This window comes from Streptomyces sp. CRN 30 (assembly GCF_034105845.1).
Window position 1 is genome coordinate 26,371 of record NZ_JAVRHI010000495.1, and the last position, 17,364, is coordinate 43,734.

Below are 17,364 nucleotides of genomic sequence, written 5' to 3' on the forward strand. Positions count from 1 at the left end.
CTTCCGCTCAGCTCCTGAACTCTCGCTCACATCTCGAACGACTCGTGGTGGATACGGCGGGCGGGCACCCCGGCGCCGCGCAGCGCCTCGTAGACGGAGTGCGCGAAGCCGGGCGGCCCGCACAGGAACACGTCGTGCCGCTCGACGTCCGGGATCTTGCGGGTCAGCGACTCCGCCGAGATGTCAGGCCGCTCGCCGCCGGGACTGTTCACGGCGTACATCAGCCGGGCGCCGCGTTCCTCGGCGATCGCGGCCAGCTCGTCCCAGAGCGCCAGGTCCTGTGTGCTGTTGGCGCGGTAGAGCAGCGTGATGTCACCGGACGCGCCGGGCAGCGTCTCGAACAGCGCCCGCATCGGCGTGATGCCGACGCCGCCCGCGACCAGCAGCACCTTGCCGCGGCTGCGCCGCTGCGCGGTCAGCGCCCCGTACGGGCCCTCCGCCCACACGCGCGTACCGGGCGTCAGCTCCCGCAGCCGGGCACTGTGGTCGCCGATCGCCTTCACGGTGATCCGCAGCGTGTCCGGACGGGGCGCCGCCGACAGCGAGTACGGGTGCGAGCTGAACCGCATCCCCGGCGCCATGAACCGCCAGCGGAGGAACTGCCCGGCCTCCGCGCCCATCCGGTGCAGCTTCCGGCCGGAGATCAGCACCGACACGATGCCGGGCGTCTCCTCGATCACCGCCGCCACCCGCATCCGGTGGCGCAGGTTGAGGCGCAGCGGCGCGACGATCCGGTACCAGAGGACCAGCGCAGTCACCGAGCCGTACAGCGCGTACCAGAGGGTCCGCGCGACGGGCTCGACGGCGAAGTCGTTCCCGGCGGTCAGCTGGTGCCAGAAGGTCAGGAACACCGCCGCGTACGTCAGCAGGTGCACGTGGTACCAGAGGTCGTAGGGGAGGCGGCGCCGGACCGGCCCGACCGACAGCAGCCCGATCAGGAGCAGCAGACCGGTGCCGATCGCGGCCTTGCCCATGTCAGGGAGCTGGTACACGGCGTCGACGGTCTGCGCGACGATGTCCCCGAGGCCGCGGCCGGACTGGAGCGCGTACCCCCACATGATCAGGAAGAGGTGCGCGAGGACCAGGCAGAGCGTGTAGCGGCCGGTCATGGCGTGCCAGCGGGCGACCCGGTCGGAGCCGACCCGGCGCTCCAGCGCGGGCACCCGGGCCATCTGGAGCACCACCAGGGCCATCAGGTATCCGGCGAGCAGTCCGGTGATCCGGCCCGCGCCCATGATCCGGCCGGTGTCGTCGGAGATGGCGGGCGTGTTGCGCCACCACAGCCACAACACGCCCGCCGCGCCCGCCCACACGGCGAGCAGCAGGGGGACGGCAGGAGAGCGGCGCGGCCGGATGCGGCGCATCGTCTGACGGCGGGCGGCACGTCCGCCGGCGAGCGTGGTGGTCACGGTTCCTCCGTGGGTGACAAGACCCTTGGCCCAGAGGTACGTGCCGCGACCGCCGAGTGTTCAGTAGGTTCAGTACCGGGTGACGGCCGTGTCCCCGTCCGCGGTGCCGATCGCGATGTGCGGCCGCCCGGCCGGGTCCGCCCACGTCAGCAGCGCCCGCATCGCCTCCCTCGGCACCGACACGCACCCGGCCGTCGCGCCGTCCCCGTTGACGTGCAGGAAGATGCCCGCGCCGCGGCCGCGCACCGGGCGGTCGTAGTTGAAGCCGATGACCAGGGCGTGGGCGTACTGCGTCCCGTAGGTGACGAGGTGTTCGGCCTCGGCGGCGGCGCAGTCGGCCGCGAGGGGCTCCGTCCAGCGGTTGTAGGAGCGGGAGCCGTTGTCCTGGCACCACCAGGAGTCCTCGCGCACCGCGCGGTAGCGGGAGCGGGTCCCGGCGGGGGCCGCCTCGATCCCGAAGGCGTAGGGGAGGTCGTACAGGCCGGTCGGGGTGGTGTCCGTGCCCTGTCTGCGGGTCTCGCCGTCCGCCAGGCCGTTCGCGCCGAAGCGGGCGGGTGCGGAACCGGCCTCGGCCCAGCCGCCGTCCGTGCGGTCCCACCAGGTGACGGTGCCGGTGGTGGAGGAGGTGTCGGGGGCGACCGCGGTGATCAGCTGGGTGCCGTCGCCGGTGTCCGCCATCCGCGCGGGCAGCGGGCCGGGCGGAGCCTGCGGCACCGGCGCGGCGAAGGCCGGCAGCAGGGCGGAGGCGAGGACGAGGGCGACGACACCGGGGCGCATGGTTCAGACCGTAGAGGGCGGCAGCGGGAGAGGCAGCCCGGGAAGGCCGTCCAGGCTGGCCGCGATGTGCTCCTTCTTGGTGAAGTACGCGTCGAGGGAGGCGTCGTCCTCGCGGGCGAACCGCTTGCCGTGCAGTTCGCGGTCCTCCTCGTACGCCATGAAGGGCACGGCGTAGCCGCAGGTGTCGCGGATCAGTTCCGCCGTCACGACGATGACCGCGCGCAGGCCGTGCGAGGCGGTGTCGATGTCCGGGAAGCGGGCGACCAGCTCCGGGAAGCGGGGGTCGTCGCGGAAGACGGGCTCGCCGCGGCCGTGCACGCGGACGATGTTCGGCGGGCCCTGGAAGGCGCACCACATCAGCGTGATCCGGCCGTTCTCCCGGAGGTGGGCGATGGTCTCGGCGTTGGAGCCGGCGAAGTCCAGGTAGGCCACGGTGCGCTCGTCGAGCACCGTGAACGAACCCGTGAGGCCCTTGGGGGAGAGGTTGACCGTGCCGTCGGCGCCGAGGGGCGCGGTGGCGGTGAAGAAGAGGGGCTGCGACTCGATGAAGGTGCGGAGCCTGCCGTCTATGCGCTCGTAAGTCTTTCCCATGTCTAACGATTATGGCTGCCGCGGCTCCGTCTGTCCGGGTATTTTCCCAGCACGCGCCGTGGCCGTCCCGGCCGGCGCGAGACGGGACGACCACGGCACCCAGGGGTACGCGAGGGCGCGTGCGATCGTTCACGCGCCCTTGAAATTGACGAATCATGCGGTCGCCTGCATACTCATGCATACCTTCCGATGGTGGGAGGGGGTGCACATCGACGGCTTCGAGGAGCGACCAGTGAGCAGCAACAGCGGTGACGTACGGCTCTGGGGCGGCCGTTTCGCGGACGGTCCCGCCGAGGCCCTGGCCAAGCTGTCCGCCTCCGTCCACTTCGACTGGCGCCTCGCGCCCTACGACATCGCCGGTTCGCGCGCCCACGCGCGCGTGCTGCGCAAGGCGGGCCTGCTCACCGAGGACGAGCTGACCCACATGATCGACGGCCTCGACCGCCTCGAAGCGGACGTGGCGTCCGGTGACTTCACCGGCACGATCGCCGACGAGGACGTGCACACCGCCCTGGAGCGCGGCCTGCTGGAGCGGCTCGGCCCGGACCTCGGCGGCAAGCTGCGGGCCGGCCGGTCCCGCAACGACCAGGTCGCGACCCTCTTCCGGATGTACCTGCGCGACCACGCCCGGACCGTCGGCGGCCTGATCGCCGACCTCCAGGACGCGCTCGTCGGCCTCGCCGAGGCCCACCCGGACACGGCGATGCCCGGCCGCACCCACCTCCAGCACGCCCAGCCGGTGCTCTTCGCCCACCACGTCCTCGCCCACGCCCAGGCGCTCTCCCGGGACGCCGAGCGGCTGCGCCAGTGGGACGAGCGCACGGCCGTGTCGCCCTACGGCTCGGGCGCCCTGGCCGGTTCCTCGCTCGGCCTGGACCCCGAGGCCGTCGCCGCGGACCTCGGCTTCGAGCACGGCAGCGCCGCCAACTCCATCGACGGCACGGCCTCCCGCGACTTCGTGGCCGAGTTCGCCTTCATCACCGCGATGATCGGCGTCAACGTCTCCCGGATCGCCGAGGAGATCATCATCTGGAACACGAAGGAGTTCTCCTTCGTCACCCTGCACGACGCCTTCTCCACCGGCTCCTCGATCATGCCGCAGAAGAAGAACCCGGACATCGCCGAGCTGGCCCGTGGCAAGTCCGGCCGCCTCATCGGCAACCTGACCGGCCTGATGGCCACGCTCAAGGCCCTGCCGCTCGCGTACAACCGCGACCTCCAGGAGGACAAGGAGCCGGTCTTCGACTCCATCGACCAGCTGGAGATCCTGCTCCCGGCCTTCACCGGCATGATGGCCACCCTCACCGTGCACCGCGAGCGCATGGAGGAACTGGCCCCGGCCGGCTTCTCGCTCGCCACCGACATCGCCGAGTGGCTGGTCCGCCAGGGCGTGCCGTTCCGGGTCGCCCACGAGGTCGCCGGCGAGTGCGTCAAGGCCGCCGAGGCCGAGGGCAAGGAGCTGGACGAGCTGACCGACGAGCAGTTCGCCAAGATCTCCCCGCACCTGACCCCGGAGGTCCGCACGGTCCTCGACGTCCAGGGCGCCCTCGCCTCCCGCAACGGCAGGGGCGGCACGGCCCCGAGCGCGGTGGCGATCCAGCTGGCGGAGGTGAAGAAGGACGTGGAGCAGCAGCACGTCTGGTCCGACGCCAAGAAGTAGCGCCCCCGCGGGCAAGAAGCAGTGCCCCCGCAGGGGCGACCGGCATCGCGGGTTACGTTGGGCCGACCTCCAGCGAAGCCGACCGGAACGGACCCGCGATGCCCCTCCCTCTCAAGAAATCCCTCGGTCTCGGCCTGGCCGCGGTAGGCCGCCCCGGCTACATCAACCTCGGCCGGGACACCGACCTCGGCGAGAACCGCAGCGTGGAGAGGCTCCGCACCCGTAGCCACGAACTCCTCGACGCCGCGTACGCGGCCGGCGTCCGCTACTTCGACGCCGCCCGCTCCTACGGCCGCGCCGAGGAGTTCCTCGCCGGCTGGCTCGCCGCCCGCCCCGACGCCGACGACGTGACCGTCGGCAGCAAGTGGGGCTACACGTACACCGCCGACTGGTCCGTCGACGCCGAGAAGCACGAGGTCAAGGACCACTCCCTCGCCACCTACGAACGGCAGCGCGCCGAGACCGACGCCCTGCTCGGCGACCGGCTCGACCTGTACCAGATCCACTCGGTGACCCCCGACAGCCCGGCCCTCACCGACAAGGACCTGCACGCCCGGCTCGCGGAACTGGCCGCGACCGGCGTCGCCGTCGGCTTCTCCACCAGCGGCCCCGCCCAGGCCGACGCGATCCGCGCCGCGCTCGCCGTCACCGTCGACGGCGCGCCCCTCTTCCGTACCGTCCAGTCGACGTACAACGCGCTGGAGACCTCCGCCGGGCCCGCGCTCGCCGAGGCGCACGCCGCCGGGCTCTCGGTCATCGTCAAGGAGGGCATGGCCAACGGCCGCCTCGCCGGTCCGGACGCGCCGGAGGCGCTGCGGGCCGTGGCCGAGGAGACCGGCGCCACCCCCGACGCCGTCGCCCTCGCGCTGGTCCTGCGGCAGCCCTGGGCGGGCCCCGTGCTCTCCGGCGCCGCCACCTCCGACCAGCTCGGCTCCAACCTGCGCGCCGCGACGCTCGGCCTCGACGACGAGCAGGCGGCCCGCCTCGCCGCGCTCACCGAGGACCCGCGCGCGTACTGGACCCGGCGGGGGCAGCTGCCCTGGCACTGAGCACGGCGCCGGCTCCGGCCGGTTCGCCGACACTGAGCGCTCGGCATCCCGTATGAGACATCAATGTCTCATACGGGTTATTGTTGTCTCATGGCTGTAGACCGAGACCACGTACTGCGCACGGCGGCGGCCCTGCTGACGCGCAGAGCCACCGCGACCATGGACGAGGTCGCACGGGCCGCCGGGATCAGCCGGGCCACCCTCCACCGCCACTTCGCCGGACGCGACGCCCTGGTGCGCGCGCTGGAGGAGCTGGGCATAGCCGAGTGCGAGGCGGCGCTGGACGCGGCCCGCCCGGACGAGGGGCCCGCCACCGACGCCGTACGGCGGCTGATCCGGACGGTGGAACCGGCCGCCGGTCTGCTCGCCTTCCTCTACACCGAGAACCAGCTCTTCGAGGGCGACACGGTGAACGAGGGCTGGCAGCGCATCGACACCCGGCTGGCGGCGCTGTTCCGCCGGGGTCAGGATCAAGGCGAGTTCCGTATCGACCTGACCCCCGCCTGGCTCACCGAGGCGCTCTACGGCCTGCTGGCCTCCGGCGCCTGGGCCGTCACCGAGGGCCGCGTGGCCCGCAACGACTTCACCCACATGGTCGCCGAGCTGCTGCTCGGCGGCGCCGTACGGAGAGAGCGAGCATGAGCAGCACCCTGCGGCCGGCCGACGCGGACGGGACGCTGCGGCGCCCCGGCCGGTGGCTGGCGCTCTCCGTCCTGGTCCTGGCCGTCCTGCTCGTGGCCGTCGACGCCACCGTCCTCGGTCTCGCCACCCCCTACATCAGCGAGGACCTCGCCCCCTCCGGCACCCAGCTGCTCTGGATCGGTGACGTCTACTCCTTCGTCATCGCCGGACTGCTCGTCACCATGGGCAGCCTCGGCGACCGCATCGGCCGCAAGCGCATCCTGCTGCTCGGCGCCGCCGCGTTCGGCGCGCTGTCCGTGCTCAACGCCTACGCGCACACGCCGGAGGTGATGATCCTCGCCCGCGCGCTGCTGGGCGTCGCCGGCGCCACCCTGATGCCCGCCACGCTCGCCCTGATCCGCAACCTCTTCCACGACCCGCGCGAGCGCAGTCTCGCCGTCGGCATCTGGGGCGCCACCGCCTCCGCCGGCACCGCGGTCGGCCCGATCCTCGGCGGCTTCCTGCTGGAGCACTTCTGGTGGGGCTCGGTCTTCCTGATCAACCTGCCGGTGATGGCGGTCCTGGTCGTCGTCGGCGTGAAGCTGCTGCCTGAGTCGAAGAACCCGAACCCCGGCCCGTTCGACCCCGCCAGCGTCGTCCTGTCCCTGGTCGGCATCATCGGTGTCGTCTACGCGATCAAGGAGGTCGCCGCGCACGGCTTCGCCTGGGCCCCGGCGGCCGCCGGGACCGTGGGCGCCGCCGCCCTGTACGTGTTCGTCCGCCGCCAGCTCGCGATGCCGGTGCCGCTCCTGGACATGCGGCTGTTCCGCAGCCGGGGGTTCAGCGGCGCGGTCCTGGCCGACCTGCTGACCGTGCTGGGCCTGTCCGGGCTGGTGTTCTTCCTCTCCCAGTACCTACAACTGGTGCAGGGCAGGCGGCCGTTCGAGGCGGGCCTGGCCGAACTGCCCGCCGCGGTGGGCGCGGTCGTGGCCGGTCTGATCGCGGGCCGCGTCGCCCGGCGGTTCTCGGTACGGGCCGTGGTCGCCGGCGGGCTGGCCGCCGTGGGCCTCGCGCTCGCCGCGCTGACCGTCATCGGCCAGCACACCGGCTATCCGCTGCTCGGCACGGCCCTGCTGGTCGTCGGCCTGGGCGCCGGGTTCTCCTTCACCGTCACCGCCGACGTGATCCTCTCCAGCGTCCCCCACGACCAGGCGGGCACCGCCTCCGCGGTCTCCGAGACGGCGTACGAACTCGGTGCCGCGCTCGGCATCGCGCTCCTCGGCTCCATCGTGACCGGCGTCTACCGCGACTTCACCGGCCCCGCCGGAACCCCGGACGCGGCGCACGAGTCACTGGGCGGCGCCGTGGAGTCCGCCGCCCACCTGCCGGCCGACACGGCCGCGAGCCTGCTGGACGCCGCCCGCCAGTCCTTCGTCGACGGACTGGCCCTCGCCTCGGGCATCGGCGCGGCGGTCCTCCTCGCCGCGGCGGTGGCGGCCTGGTTCCTGCTGCGCGGCCAGCGCCTGGAGGACACACCGGCCCACGAGTGACGCCGGCCCCCCCACACACACAGACGCCGACGGCGGACCGTTCTCGGAACGGTCCGCCGTCGGCGTCTGTCGAGGGGGCCGCGCTACGCGGCCTTGCGGGCCTTCGTCGCGTACATGTCCACGTACTCCTGGCCGGACAGCTGCATGACCTCGGTCATCACCGAGTCGGTCACCGCCCGCAGGACGTAGCGGTCGCGGTCCATCCCCTCGTACCGCGAGAACTCCATCGGCTCGCCGAAGCGGACCGTGACCCGGCCGGGCCGCGGGAGGCCCCGGCCGCCGGGCTGGAGCTTGTCCGTGCCGATCATCGCGAACGGCACGACCGGCGCGCCGGTCATCAGCGTGAGCCGCGCGATGCCGGTGCGGCCGCGGTAGAGGCGGCCGTCGGGGGAGCGGGTGCCCTCCGGGTAGATGCCGAACACCCGGCCCTCCTCCAGCACCCGGCGTCCGGTCATCAGCGCCGCCACACCGCCGTTGGCGCCGTCGCGATCCACCGGGATCATGCCGACGCCGGTGAAGAACCAGGCCATCAGCCGGCCCTTCAGGCCCTTGCCGGTGACGTACTCGTCCTTGCCGATGAAGCAGACCTGCCGCTTGTTGACGACGGGAAGGATGATCGAGTCGATGAAGGTCAGGTGATTGCCGGCCAGGATCACCGGGCCGTCGCCCGGGATGTTCTCCGCACCTTCCACCCGTGGGCGGAACATCAGGCGCATGATCGGACCGAGCACTGCCTTGATGAGCGCGAAGCGGGACAACGGGCCCTCCGGTGTCAGTGTGGCTGTGGTGTCGGGAATGCGGTACCAGTCTGTGCAGGTGAGGACATTACTCGCGGCGCCGGGGGGCGCGCACGTCGGGTTCACCAGGGTCTTACGCAGTGTTGACGCGCGTTCACCTGCTGTGGCGGGCCGTAGCCCGCCGGTAACCCGCCCGGAACGTGTGACGTACCTCGCCCCTCCACCGCCGGTGCCGTCCGCCCGCACCGACCGGAGACCGGTCCGGCGCCCGGGTACCCGCCCCGGCGCCGCCGAAGCCGACGGACCGTCAGCCCGTGGGCCACGCAGGGCTGCGCCTCATACGACATCCCGTGTCACCCCCGTGTTCCGCACGAGGTCTCCCTCTGGTCATGTACGCGCCCCTACGATCGGCCCGCATCTGACGGCGCGACGGCAGGAGACGCTCATGGGAACACAGGAGCCGGACGAGCGGGCGGGCGGCACCGGGCGGCGGGCGCTCCTGGGCGCCGCGGTGCTCGGCGCGGGCGGAGCGGTACTGGGTCTGTCCGGCACGGCGGCGGCCACCGGCAGTGGCAAGGGCGGCGGCAAGGGCGGCGGCAAGAGCGGCGGCGGTGTGAAGAGCCTGCCCGTGCCGACGATCGTCGGCCACCGCGGCGCCAGCGGCTACCGGCCGGAGCACACCCTCGGCTCGTACCAACTCGCCCTCGACATGGGCGCGCACATCGTCGAGGCCGGTGACCTCGTCCCCACCAAGGACGGGCACCTCGTCTGCCGGCACGAGCCCGAGATCGGCGGTACCACGGACGTCGCCGACCACCCCGAGTTCGCCGACCGCAAGCGCACCAAGTCGCTGGACGGCACCGCCACCACCGGCTGGTTCACCGAGGACTTCACCCTCGCCGAGCTGAAGACGCTCCGCGCCGTCGAACGCATCCCGGCCAACCGCCCGCACAACACCCTCTACGACGGGCGCTGGGAGATCCCGACCTTCGAGGAGGTGCTGCGCTGGCAGGACGAGCAGACCCGCAGCCGCGGCGAGCAGGTCTGGATCTACCCCGAGCTGAAGCACCCCACCTACTTCCGCGAGCAGGGCCTGCCCACCGAGGAGCGCCTCGCCAAGCTGCTGCGGGGGCACGGCAAGGACAAGAAGAACTCGCCGGTCATCGTCCAGTCCTTCGAGCCCACCAGCATCCAGCGGATGAACAAGCTGGTCGGCAACCCGCTCGCCGTGCTGCTGTCCGGCGCCGGCAGCCGCCCCTGGGACTTCGTGCGGAGCGGCGACCCGCGCACGGTGGCCGACCTCATCACGCCCGAGGGGCTGCGGGAGATCGCCACGTACGCCGACGGCATCGGTCCCGACCTCGGCCTGGTCATCCCGCGCGACGCGGCCGGCCGGCTCACCGAGCCCACCACGCTGGTCCGCGACGCGCACCGGGCCGGACTGATCCTGCACCCCTACACGCTGCGCAACGAGAATCCCTTCCTGCCCGCCGAGTTCCGCGAGGGCACCGACGCGGACGCCTACGGCGACGTCTTCGGCGCCTACCGGGCCTACTTCGCCACCGGTATCGACGGCATCTTCACCGACCAGCCGGACACCGGCCTGCTGGCCCGCGAGGACTTCGTCAACAGCTGAGCACCGCACCCCGGTTGGGGTGACATCTGGCCGCCCGGGCAACCGCCGTCCGGGCGCCGGTCGTATCTGCGCATATGACGCACAACCTGCTCACCATCCTGGGACCGCTGCTCACCGCCGAGGCCACGGCCGAGGCATATGCGTCCGGCGGCGACCCCGGTGACCTGGAGCAGGCGGTCTGGCTGCGGCTCCTGGAGCGCCTGGAGGCCGACGACCCGCCCAGCGACCCCCACCGCTGGGTGCGCGGCGCCGTCCGCAGCGAGTCCCGCCGCACCCGCCGTACGGCCCGCGCCGAACGCCCGTACGGAACCGAGCCCACCGACTCCGCCGCCCGCGGTCCGGAGCAGTACGCCCTCGCCGCCGCCCGCGGCCGGGCCCTGCGCGACGCCGTGCACCGGCTGCCGGGCCGCTGCCCCCGTCTCATGGAGGCGCTGCTGTCCCCGAAGGACCTGACCTACCGCGAGATCGCGGGGGAGTTGGGTATCTCACAGGGCAGTCTTGGCCCGGAACGTTCCAGATGCCTGGGATGTCTGCGCCGATTGCTGGCACCGGAGGTTGCGGGCGAGTGAGGACGGGGATAGGAGTGAGGGACAACAGGCGATCAGGTGAGCGGGAGGCATGCGCACATGGGCATGAGCGTGACCATCTCGGCGGCGACCGAGCAGGATGCCGAGCAGATCTTCCGGCTGCAGTACCTCTGCTTCCAGAGCGAGGCGGCGCTCTACGGCAACTACCGCATCGACCCGCTCGTCCAGACCCTCGACTCCGTGCGCGAGGAGGTCGTCAAGGACACCGTCTTCGTCGCGCGCCTCGGCGACGAGGTGGTCGGCTCGGTGCGTGGCCGGGTCACCGACGACGGCTCCGCGGCCATCGGCAAGCTCTGCGTCCACCCGCGGCTCCAGGGCCACGGCATCGGCGCCCGCCTCCTCAAGGCGGCCGAGGCGGCCCTCGCCGAGCAGCGCGGCGCGACCCGCTTCCGGCTCCACACCGGCCACCGCAGCGAGAGCAACCTGCGGCTCTACCAGCGGGTCGGCTACGAGACGGTCGGCACCTCGCAGGGCGCCGACGGCGTCCCGATGATCGTCCTGGAGAAGCGGTCCGGCGCCTACGTGGCGACGGCCTGACCCGGAGGCGGACGGCGCGGACCGGATGCCGCCGGGCTCAGGCGGCATCCGCTCGCCGGGCTCAGGCGGTGCTGTCCCGCAGGCCGGACCGGCGCAGCCACCACAGCGCGGAGACCGGCAGCAGCACGGGGATGAAGAGGTATCCCATCCCGTACTCCGACCACACGGTCGCGTCCGGGAACGCGGACGGCTCGACCATCGTCCAGGTGCCCACGACCAGGACCCCGGCCAGCTCGGCCGCGCAGCAGATCCGCGCCGCCCGGCGTGCCGTCTCCCCGCCGCGCACCAGCGTGTACGTGATGAAGCCGTAGACGACGCCGGCCACCGCGGAGAGCGTGTACGCCAGCGGTGCCCGGTCGAACTCCGTCGCGATCTGGTACACCGAGCGCGACACGGCGCCGACGACCATCACGCCGTAGAGCCAGACCAGCAGGATGCCGGGACCGCCGATCAGGCGCGTGCGCCCCGGCTTCTCGGTCGCTGCCACCTCAGCCTCCCCAGATGTCATAGAGCCGCACCTCCAGGACGGCCAGGACCACACCGCCGGCGGCCACCGTCACCGAGCCCCAGCGGGTCCGCTCGGCCAGCGACATGAACCCCGCGGCCGGGACGCACGCGAAGGCGCCCAGCAGATAGGACACGAAGATCACCGTGCCCTGCTCGGGGTCGTCGCCCTGTCCCAGCCGCACGAAGCCGATCACCAGCTGGACGAGGGCCAGCACCGACACCACGGCCATGCCGATGAAGTGCCAGTCCTTCGTCGGCTGGTCACGGTACGCGGCCCAGCCGCACCAGGCGGCGAGCAGCAGCGCGGCGACGCCGGTCACCAGCGTCAGGACGTCAAGCATGGCAGTGACCTTATTACGGCGGAAACGGCCCGACGCGGCCGACCCCGGCGGGCGCCGTAGGGTCGACGGTATGAAGATCCGCGCGCAAGCCCTCCTGTTCGACAACGACGGAACCCTCGTCTCCTCCCTGGAGTCCGTGCACCGCTGCTGGACGCGGTGGGCCGGGGAGTACGGGATCACCGCCGAGGCGTTCGCGCGGGTGGAACTGCACGGCCGGACCGCCGCCGAGGTCGCCGCCGACCTGCTGCCCGCCGACGTGGTGCCCGCGGCCGTCGCCCGGATCGAGGACCTGGAGGTCGAGGACGTCCCCAACGGGGGCGTGCACCTGCTCCCCGGCACCCTCGACCTCCTCGGCGCGCTCCCCGCCGACCGCTGGGCGGTCGTCACCTCCGCCACCCGGCGTCTCGCCGAGGCCCGGCTCGCCGCCGTCGGCGTGCTGCCCAAGACGCTGATAGCCGCCGACGACATCACGCGCGGCAAGCCCGATCCCGAGCCCTACCTGCTCGGCGCCCGCGCCCTCGGCGTCGACCCCGCGGCCTGCGTGGTCTTCGAGGACGCCCCCGCCGGACTCCGCTCCGGCCGGGCCGCCGGCATGACCACCGTGGCGTTGACCACAACCCACCGCGCCGACGAACTCGACGCCGACCTGGTCGTCGACAACCTCGCTGCCCTGTCCGTCCAGGTCACCGAAGGGGGCCTGGAGATCGCCGTACGGGGGTGACCGGGGCCGGGCGTGTCCACGGGCGTTCCGCCGCTGTCCGCATGCTGGACAGCGGTGTCCTGGTCGAACGTATACGTCTGCTTTACTGATCGCATGACCACGACGAGCGACCGCACTCCTGCGACCGAGGCGACCATGACGCCCGGTGCTCGTTGTATGTGTCGAATGCGCGCCTGCTAGAGGGCCCCCGCACCACCCGCGCCTCGCGCCCCGAAGCGAGAGCCGGCTCCGGACCGCCACCGTCGGCGGCCGAGCCCCGCGCCCACGTGTTTCCCCGGACCACCGCCACGGCGGGAACCGTGCCGCGTCCCGACCGCATGCACCCGTGCGCGGGCCCATCCGCGCCCGCGCACTCGACAGTGACGGAAACCCACGTGATCACCACCTCCGGCCTGACAAAGGTCTACCGCTCACGCGGTCGCGAGGTCACCGCCCTGGACGGGGTCGACCTGCACGTCCGCGAAGGCGAGGTGTACGGCGTCATCGGCCAGTCCGGCGCCGGCAAGTCCTCGCTCATCCGCTGCGTCAACCTCCTGGAGCGCCCCACGTCCGGCACGGTCACCGTCGCCGGTCAGGACCTCACGGCGCTGGCCGGGCGCGGCCCCCGCGCGGGCAAGGAGCTGCGGCAGGCGCGCAGCCGCATCGGCATGGTCTTCCAGCACTTCAACCTGCTCTCCACCCGGACCGTGCAGGACAACGTCGAGCTGCCCCTGGAGATCCTCGGCACCTCCGGGAAGGAACGTTCCCGCAAGGCGCTGGAACTGCTCGACCTGGTCGGCCTCGCCGACAAGGCCAAGTCCTACCCGGCCCAGCTCTCCGGCGGCCAGAAGCAGCGCGTCGGCATCGCCCGCGCCCTGGCCGGCGACCCCAAGGTGCTCCTCTCCGACGAGGCCACCAGCGCCCTCGACCCGGAGACCACCCGCTCCATCCTCCAGCTGCTGCGCGACCTGAACCAGCAGCTCGGCCTGACCGTCCTGCTCATCACCCACGAGATGGACGTCGTCAAGAGCGTCTGCGACTCGGCCGCCCTGATGCGGTCCGGGCGCGTCGTCGAGTCCGGCACCGTCAGCGAACTGCTCGCCACCCCGGACTCCGAACTGGCCGCCGCGCTCTTCCCCGTCGGCGGCGAGCGCTCCGCCGAGGACCGCACCGTGGTCGACGTCACCTTCCACGGCGAGGCCGCCACCCAGCCCGTCATCTCCCAGCTGTCGCGCACCTACAACATCGACATCTCGATCCTGGGCGCCGCCATCGACACCGTCGGCGGCCTCCAGGTCGGCCGGATGCGCATCGAACTGCCCGGCCGCTACGAGGACAACGTGGTGCCCGTCGGCTTCCTGCGCGAACAGGGCCTCCAGATCGACGTGGTCGGCGACGACCAGCCCCCGCTGGTGAAGGAAGGTGCCCTGTGACCTGGTCCGAGATGCAGCCCCTGCTGGAGCAGGCGTGTCAGGAGACACTGGTCATGGTCGGCTGGTCGACGGTGATCGCCGTCGTCGCCGGACTGCCGATCGGTGTCCTCCTCGTCCTCACCGACCGGGGCGGCCTGCTCCAGAACACCCTGGTGAACAAGGTCCTCGGGCAGGTCGTGAACATCGCCCGCTCGATGCCGTTCATCATCCTGATGGTCGCCCTGATGAGCTTCACCCGCTGGATCACCGGCACCACCATCGGCTCCGAGGCCGCCATCGTGCCGCTGGCCATCGGCGGCATCCCGTTCTTCGCGCGCCTGGTCGAGACGGCCGTCCGCGAGGTCGACGGCGGACTGGTCGAGGCCGTCCAGTCGATGGGCGGCAACACCTGGACGATCGTCCGCAAGGTACTCGTCCCCGAGGCCCTGCCGTCCCTCATCGCCTCCACCACCACGACGGTCATCGCGCTCATCGGCTACTCCGCCATGGCCGGCACCGTCGGCGGCGGCGGCCTCGGCGACCTCGCCGTCCGCTACGGCTACCAGCGCTTCGAGACCGGCCTGATGTGGATCACCGTCGCGGTGCTCGCCGTGGCCATCTCCGTCATCCAGTTCGCCGGCGACTACGCCGCCCGCGCCCTGCACCGGCGCGGCGGCCGCTCCGGACCCGGACCGAGGCTCAGGCTGCTCAAGGCCAAGGAGCCCGCCTCGGCCGACGTCAGCAAGGTCGCCTGAACCCGGGCACACGCCCACCGACGCCCCCCGTACCACCCGCACGGGGTCGCTACACCCAGATGGAAAGGCACTTTTCGTGCGTAACACCGCCAGGATCACCACCGCCGTCCTCGCCGCCGGAGCCCTCACCCTCGGGCTCAGCGCCTGCGGCTCCGGTGACGACTCCGCCTCCGACACCGACGGTCCGCTGATCGTCGCAGCCAGCCCCACCCCGCACGCCGAGATCCTCGACTACGTCAAGGACAACCTGGCTGAGAAGGCGGGCCTGGACCTGGAGGTCAAGGAGTTCACCGACTACGTCACGCCGAACACGGCGACCGAGGACGGCTCGGTCGGCGCCAACTACTTCCAGACCCAGCCCTACCTCGACGACTTCAACAAGAAGAACGGCACGCACATCGTGTCCGTCGTCGACGTGCACCTGGAGCCGCTCGGCCTGTACTCCAACAAGGTCGACAAGGCAGAGGAGCTGAAGAGCGGCGCGACGGTCGCCGTGCCGAACGACACGGTCAACGAAGGCCGCGCCCTCCAGCTGCTCGCCGCCCACGACATCATCACGCTCAAGGACGGCGTCGGAACCTCGGCGACCCCCTCGGACATCACCGAGAACCCCAAGAAGCTGAAGTTCAAGGAGCTGGAGGCGGCCCAGACCCCGCGCTCCCTGGACGACGTGGACGCCGCCGTGGTCAACGGCAACTACGCCATCGAGGCCGACCTCAAGCCCGCCGAGGACGCGCTGGTCCTGGAGTCCGCCAAGTCCAACCCGAACAGCAACCTCCTCGCCGTGAAGGAGGGCAACGAGGACGACCCGCGGGTGAAGAAGCTCGCGAAGCTCCTCACCTCCGACGAGGTCAAGAAGTTCATCGAGGACAAGTACGACGGCTCCGTGCTCGCCTCGTTCTGATCCGGCCGTCCGTCCGGGCGCTGATCCGGCCGTCCGTCACGCACGGGGTCCGCTCCATGACGCTGGGAGCGGACCCCGTGGTGCGGTCCGGTGCCCGCATGCTGCATGCTGGGCAGTTCAGCAGGGATCGACGTCCACGAAGGTTACGGAGCGGCGCATGACGAGCACCTTCCCCAACATCTCCATCAGCACGGAGCGGTTGGTGCTGCGTCCCCTCGACGAGGACGACGTCCCCGCCCTCGCCGCCATGATGAACGACGAACAGGTCGCCGCCTGGACCGACGTCCCCCAGCCCTTCGACGAGGACGCCGCCCGCACCTGGATCACCGAGCACGCCCCCGCCGAACGCGCGGCCGGCCGCGGACTCGACCTCGCCGTCACCGAGTTCCTCACCCAGCGCCTGGTCGGCGTCATCCAGCTCACCAAGACCAACTGGCGGGTCCGCTCCACCGAGCTGTCCTACATAGTCGCGCCCTGGGCCCGCGGCGAGGGCTACGCCTCCGAGGCCGCGCTGGCCACCGCCCAGTGGCTCTTCGGCGACCAGAAGCTCGAACGCGTCGAACTGCGCACCGCCGCCGACAACACCGCCTCCCAGCAGGTCGCCCAGAAGATCGGCAGCATCAGCGAGGGCGTCCTGCGCAACGCCTGCATAGCGCACGTCAGGGCCGACGACGGCACCTGGACCGACACCCGCACCGACTTCATCGTGTGGAGCCTGCTCCCCGAGGACCTCGACGGCGCCGCCGAGCACCTCGCCGACACCGGCGGCTTCGCCTCCTTCACCGACTGGAGCTGAGCCCCGGCACACCGGGTACGCTCATCCGCTGACCACCGCACGACCTGCGAAAACCTGGAGACTGAGGACGATGGCCGACCGCGTCACCGTGATCGGCTGGGACGGTTCGCCGCTGACCGCCGCGGCACGCTCCGCCCTCGGCGCCGCCACCCTCGTGGCCGGCGCCGCCCACCACCTGGCGCTCGACGAGGTACCCGCCGGCGCCGAGCGCGTCCGCCTCGGCAGCGTCGCCCTCGCCGCCCGCCGTATCGCCGCCCACCGCGGCACGGCGGTCGTCCTCGCCGACGGCGACCCCGGCTTCTTCGGCGTCGTACGCACCCTGCGCGACCCCGAGTTCGGCCTGGAGGTCGAGGTCGTCCCCGCGGTCTCCTCCGTCGCCTCCGCCTTCGCCCGCGCCGGAATGCCCTGGGACGACGCCCAGGTGGTCGTCGCCCACCCCCGCACCCTGCGGCGCGCGGTCAACGTGTGCCGCGCCCACGCCAAGGTCGCCGTCCTCACCTCGCCCGGCGCCGGACCCGCCGAACTCGGCCTGCTGCTGGAGGGCGTGCACCGCACCTTCGTCATCTGCGAGGAACTCGGCACCGACCGCGAACGCGTCACCGTCGTCACCTCCGACAAGGCCGCCGACCACACCTGGCGCGACCCCAACGTCGTCATCGTCGTCGGCGGCCCGTCCGCCGCCGGGGAGGGCGCGGGCTGGATCGCCGGCCGCGACCCGGCCGCCGGCCCCCGCGGCTGGTCGCTGCCGGGCGAGGCGTACGGCGGCCCGCTCGGCGAAGGGGAGACCGACCTGCT

The 17,364-nt window shown here is 72.1% G+C and carries 19 protein-coding genes; 13 read left to right on the forward strand and 6 right to left on the reverse strand.

Annotated elements, in window-relative coordinates; all coding sequences use genetic code 11:
• Positions 1–26: 26 nt before the first annotated feature.
• From UW392_RS56595 to UW392_RS56605, 3 genes are all read right to left on the reverse strand, one after another.
• Positions 27–1,409, reverse strand: a complete 1,383-nt coding sequence (locus UW392_RS56595) for a ferredoxin reductase family protein (RefSeq protein WP_320783307.1) — start codon at positions 1,407–1,409, stop codon at positions 27–29.
• Between the two features lie 69 nt (positions 1,410–1,478).
• Positions 1,479–2,186 carry a L,D-transpeptidase family protein gene (locus UW392_RS56600; protein WP_320783308.1) on the reverse strand — a complete coding sequence of 236 codons (708 nt, stop codon included), beginning with the start codon at positions 2,184–2,186 and terminating at the stop codon, positions 1,479–1,481.
• 3 nt (positions 2,187–2,189) lie between these two features.
• Positions 2,190–2,777, reverse strand: a complete 588-nt coding sequence (locus UW392_RS56605; protein WP_320783309.1) for a pyridoxamine 5'-phosphate oxidase family protein — start codon at positions 2,775–2,777, stop codon at positions 2,190–2,192.
• A gap of 232 nt (positions 2,778–3,009) precedes the next feature.
• Between UW392_RS56605 and argH the strand changes: the two genes are divergently transcribed.
• The 4 genes from argH to UW392_RS56625 all read left to right on the forward strand — a co-directional run bounded on the left by argH (position 3,010) and on the right by UW392_RS56625 (position 7,657).
• Positions 3,010–4,437 (forward strand): argininosuccinate lyase, encoded by a 1,428-nt coding sequence (gene argH / locus UW392_RS56610; RefSeq protein WP_320783310.1) that lies wholly within the window; start codon positions 3,010–3,012, stop codon positions 4,435–4,437.
• Between the two features lie 98 nt (positions 4,438–4,535).
• The gene (locus UW392_RS56615) at positions 4,536–5,486 is read left to right on the forward strand and encodes an aldo/keto reductase (protein WP_320783311.1); all 951 of its coding nucleotides are present in this window, start codon (positions 4,536–4,538) and stop codon (positions 5,484–5,486) included.
• 90 nt (positions 5,487–5,576) lie between these two features.
• Complete coding sequence (locus tag UW392_RS56620; protein ID WP_320783312.1) at positions 5,577–6,128, forward strand: helix-turn-helix domain-containing protein; 552 nt, start codon at positions 5,577–5,579, stop codon at positions 6,126–6,128.
• Positions 6,125–7,657, forward strand: a complete 1,533-nt coding sequence (locus UW392_RS56625; protein WP_320783313.1) for an MFS transporter — start codon at positions 6,125–6,127, stop codon at positions 7,655–7,657. Before UW392_RS56620 ends, UW392_RS56625 begins: the two co-directional genes overlap by 4 nt.
• Positions 7,658–7,740: 83 nt before the next feature.
• On the opposite strand, the gene UW392_RS56630 is transcribed toward UW392_RS56625, so the two are convergent.
• The gene (locus tag UW392_RS56630) at positions 7,741–8,433 is read right to left on the reverse strand and encodes a lysophospholipid acyltransferase family protein (RefSeq protein WP_414497578.1); all 693 of its coding nucleotides are present in this window, start codon (positions 8,431–8,433) and stop codon (positions 7,741–7,743) included.
• Between the two features lie 406 nt (positions 8,434–8,839).
• Here UW392_RS56630 and UW392_RS56635 point away from each other — a divergent pair, with 406 nt between their 5' ends.
• The 3 genes from UW392_RS56635 (at position 8,840) to UW392_RS56645 (ending at position 11,154) form a co-directional block, all read left to right on the forward strand.
• The gene (locus tag UW392_RS56635; RefSeq protein ID WP_320783314.1) at positions 8,840–10,030 is read left to right on the forward strand and encodes a glycerophosphodiester phosphodiesterase; all 1,191 of its coding nucleotides are present in this window, start codon (positions 8,840–8,842) and stop codon (positions 10,028–10,030) included.
• A 74-nt stretch (positions 10,031–10,104) separates the two neighbouring features.
• Complete coding sequence (locus tag UW392_RS56640; RefSeq protein ID WP_320783315.1) at positions 10,105–10,599, forward strand: sigma-70 family RNA polymerase sigma factor; 495 nt, start codon at positions 10,105–10,107, stop codon at positions 10,597–10,599.
• A 57-nt stretch (positions 10,600–10,656) separates the two neighbouring features.
• A complete protein-coding gene (locus tag UW392_RS56645; RefSeq protein ID WP_320783316.1) occupies positions 10,657–11,154 on the forward strand; it encodes a GNAT family N-acetyltransferase in 498 nt (165 codons plus the stop codon).
• 61 nt (positions 11,155–11,215) lie between these two features.
• On the opposite strand, the gene UW392_RS56650 is transcribed toward UW392_RS56645, so the two are convergent.
• Together UW392_RS56650 and UW392_RS56655 are read right to left on the reverse strand one after the other, a co-directional pair.
• Complete coding sequence (locus tag UW392_RS56650; RefSeq protein WP_320783317.1) at positions 11,216–11,662, reverse strand: hypothetical protein; 447 nt, start codon at positions 11,660–11,662, stop codon at positions 11,216–11,218.
• A complete protein-coding gene (locus UW392_RS56655; protein WP_320783318.1) occupies positions 11,643–12,002 on the reverse strand; it encodes a hypothetical protein in 360 nt (119 codons plus the stop codon). The genes UW392_RS56650 and UW392_RS56655 overlap by 20 nt, the downstream gene beginning before the upstream one ends.
• A gap of 70 nt (positions 12,003–12,072) precedes the next feature.
• On the opposite strand from UW392_RS56655, the gene UW392_RS56660 reads away from it, so the two are divergent.
• The 6 genes from UW392_RS56660 to cbiE form a co-directional block, all read left to right on the forward strand.
• The gene (locus tag UW392_RS56660) at positions 12,073–12,723 is read left to right on the forward strand and encodes an HAD family hydrolase (protein WP_320783319.1); all 651 of its coding nucleotides are present in this window, start codon (positions 12,073–12,075) and stop codon (positions 12,721–12,723) included.
• A 374-nt stretch (positions 12,724–13,097) separates the two neighbouring features.
• Positions 13,098–14,135 carry a methionine ABC transporter ATP-binding protein gene (locus tag UW392_RS56665; RefSeq protein ID WP_320783320.1) on the forward strand — a complete coding sequence of 346 codons (1,038 nt, stop codon included), beginning with the start codon at positions 13,098–13,100 and terminating at the stop codon, positions 14,133–14,135.
• The gene (locus UW392_RS56670) at positions 14,132–14,869 is read left to right on the forward strand and encodes a methionine ABC transporter permease (protein WP_320783321.1); all 738 of its coding nucleotides are present in this window, start codon (positions 14,132–14,134) and stop codon (positions 14,867–14,869) included. Before UW392_RS56665 ends, UW392_RS56670 begins: the two co-directional genes overlap by 4 nt.
• A gap of 76 nt (positions 14,870–14,945) precedes the next feature.
• Positions 14,946–15,773, forward strand: a complete 828-nt coding sequence (locus tag UW392_RS56675) for a MetQ/NlpA family ABC transporter substrate-binding protein (RefSeq protein ID WP_320783322.1) — start codon at positions 14,946–14,948, stop codon at positions 15,771–15,773.
• Between the two features lie 157 nt (positions 15,774–15,930).
• Complete coding sequence (locus UW392_RS56680) at positions 15,931–16,569, forward strand: GNAT family N-acetyltransferase (protein WP_320783323.1); 639 nt, start codon at positions 15,931–15,933, stop codon at positions 16,567–16,569.
• A 70-nt stretch (positions 16,570–16,639) separates the two neighbouring features.
• A partial coding sequence (gene cbiE / locus UW392_RS56685) for a precorrin-6y C5,15-methyltransferase (decarboxylating) subunit CbiE (RefSeq protein WP_320783324.1) occupies positions 16,640–17,364 on the forward strand: 725 nt, incomplete at its 3' end.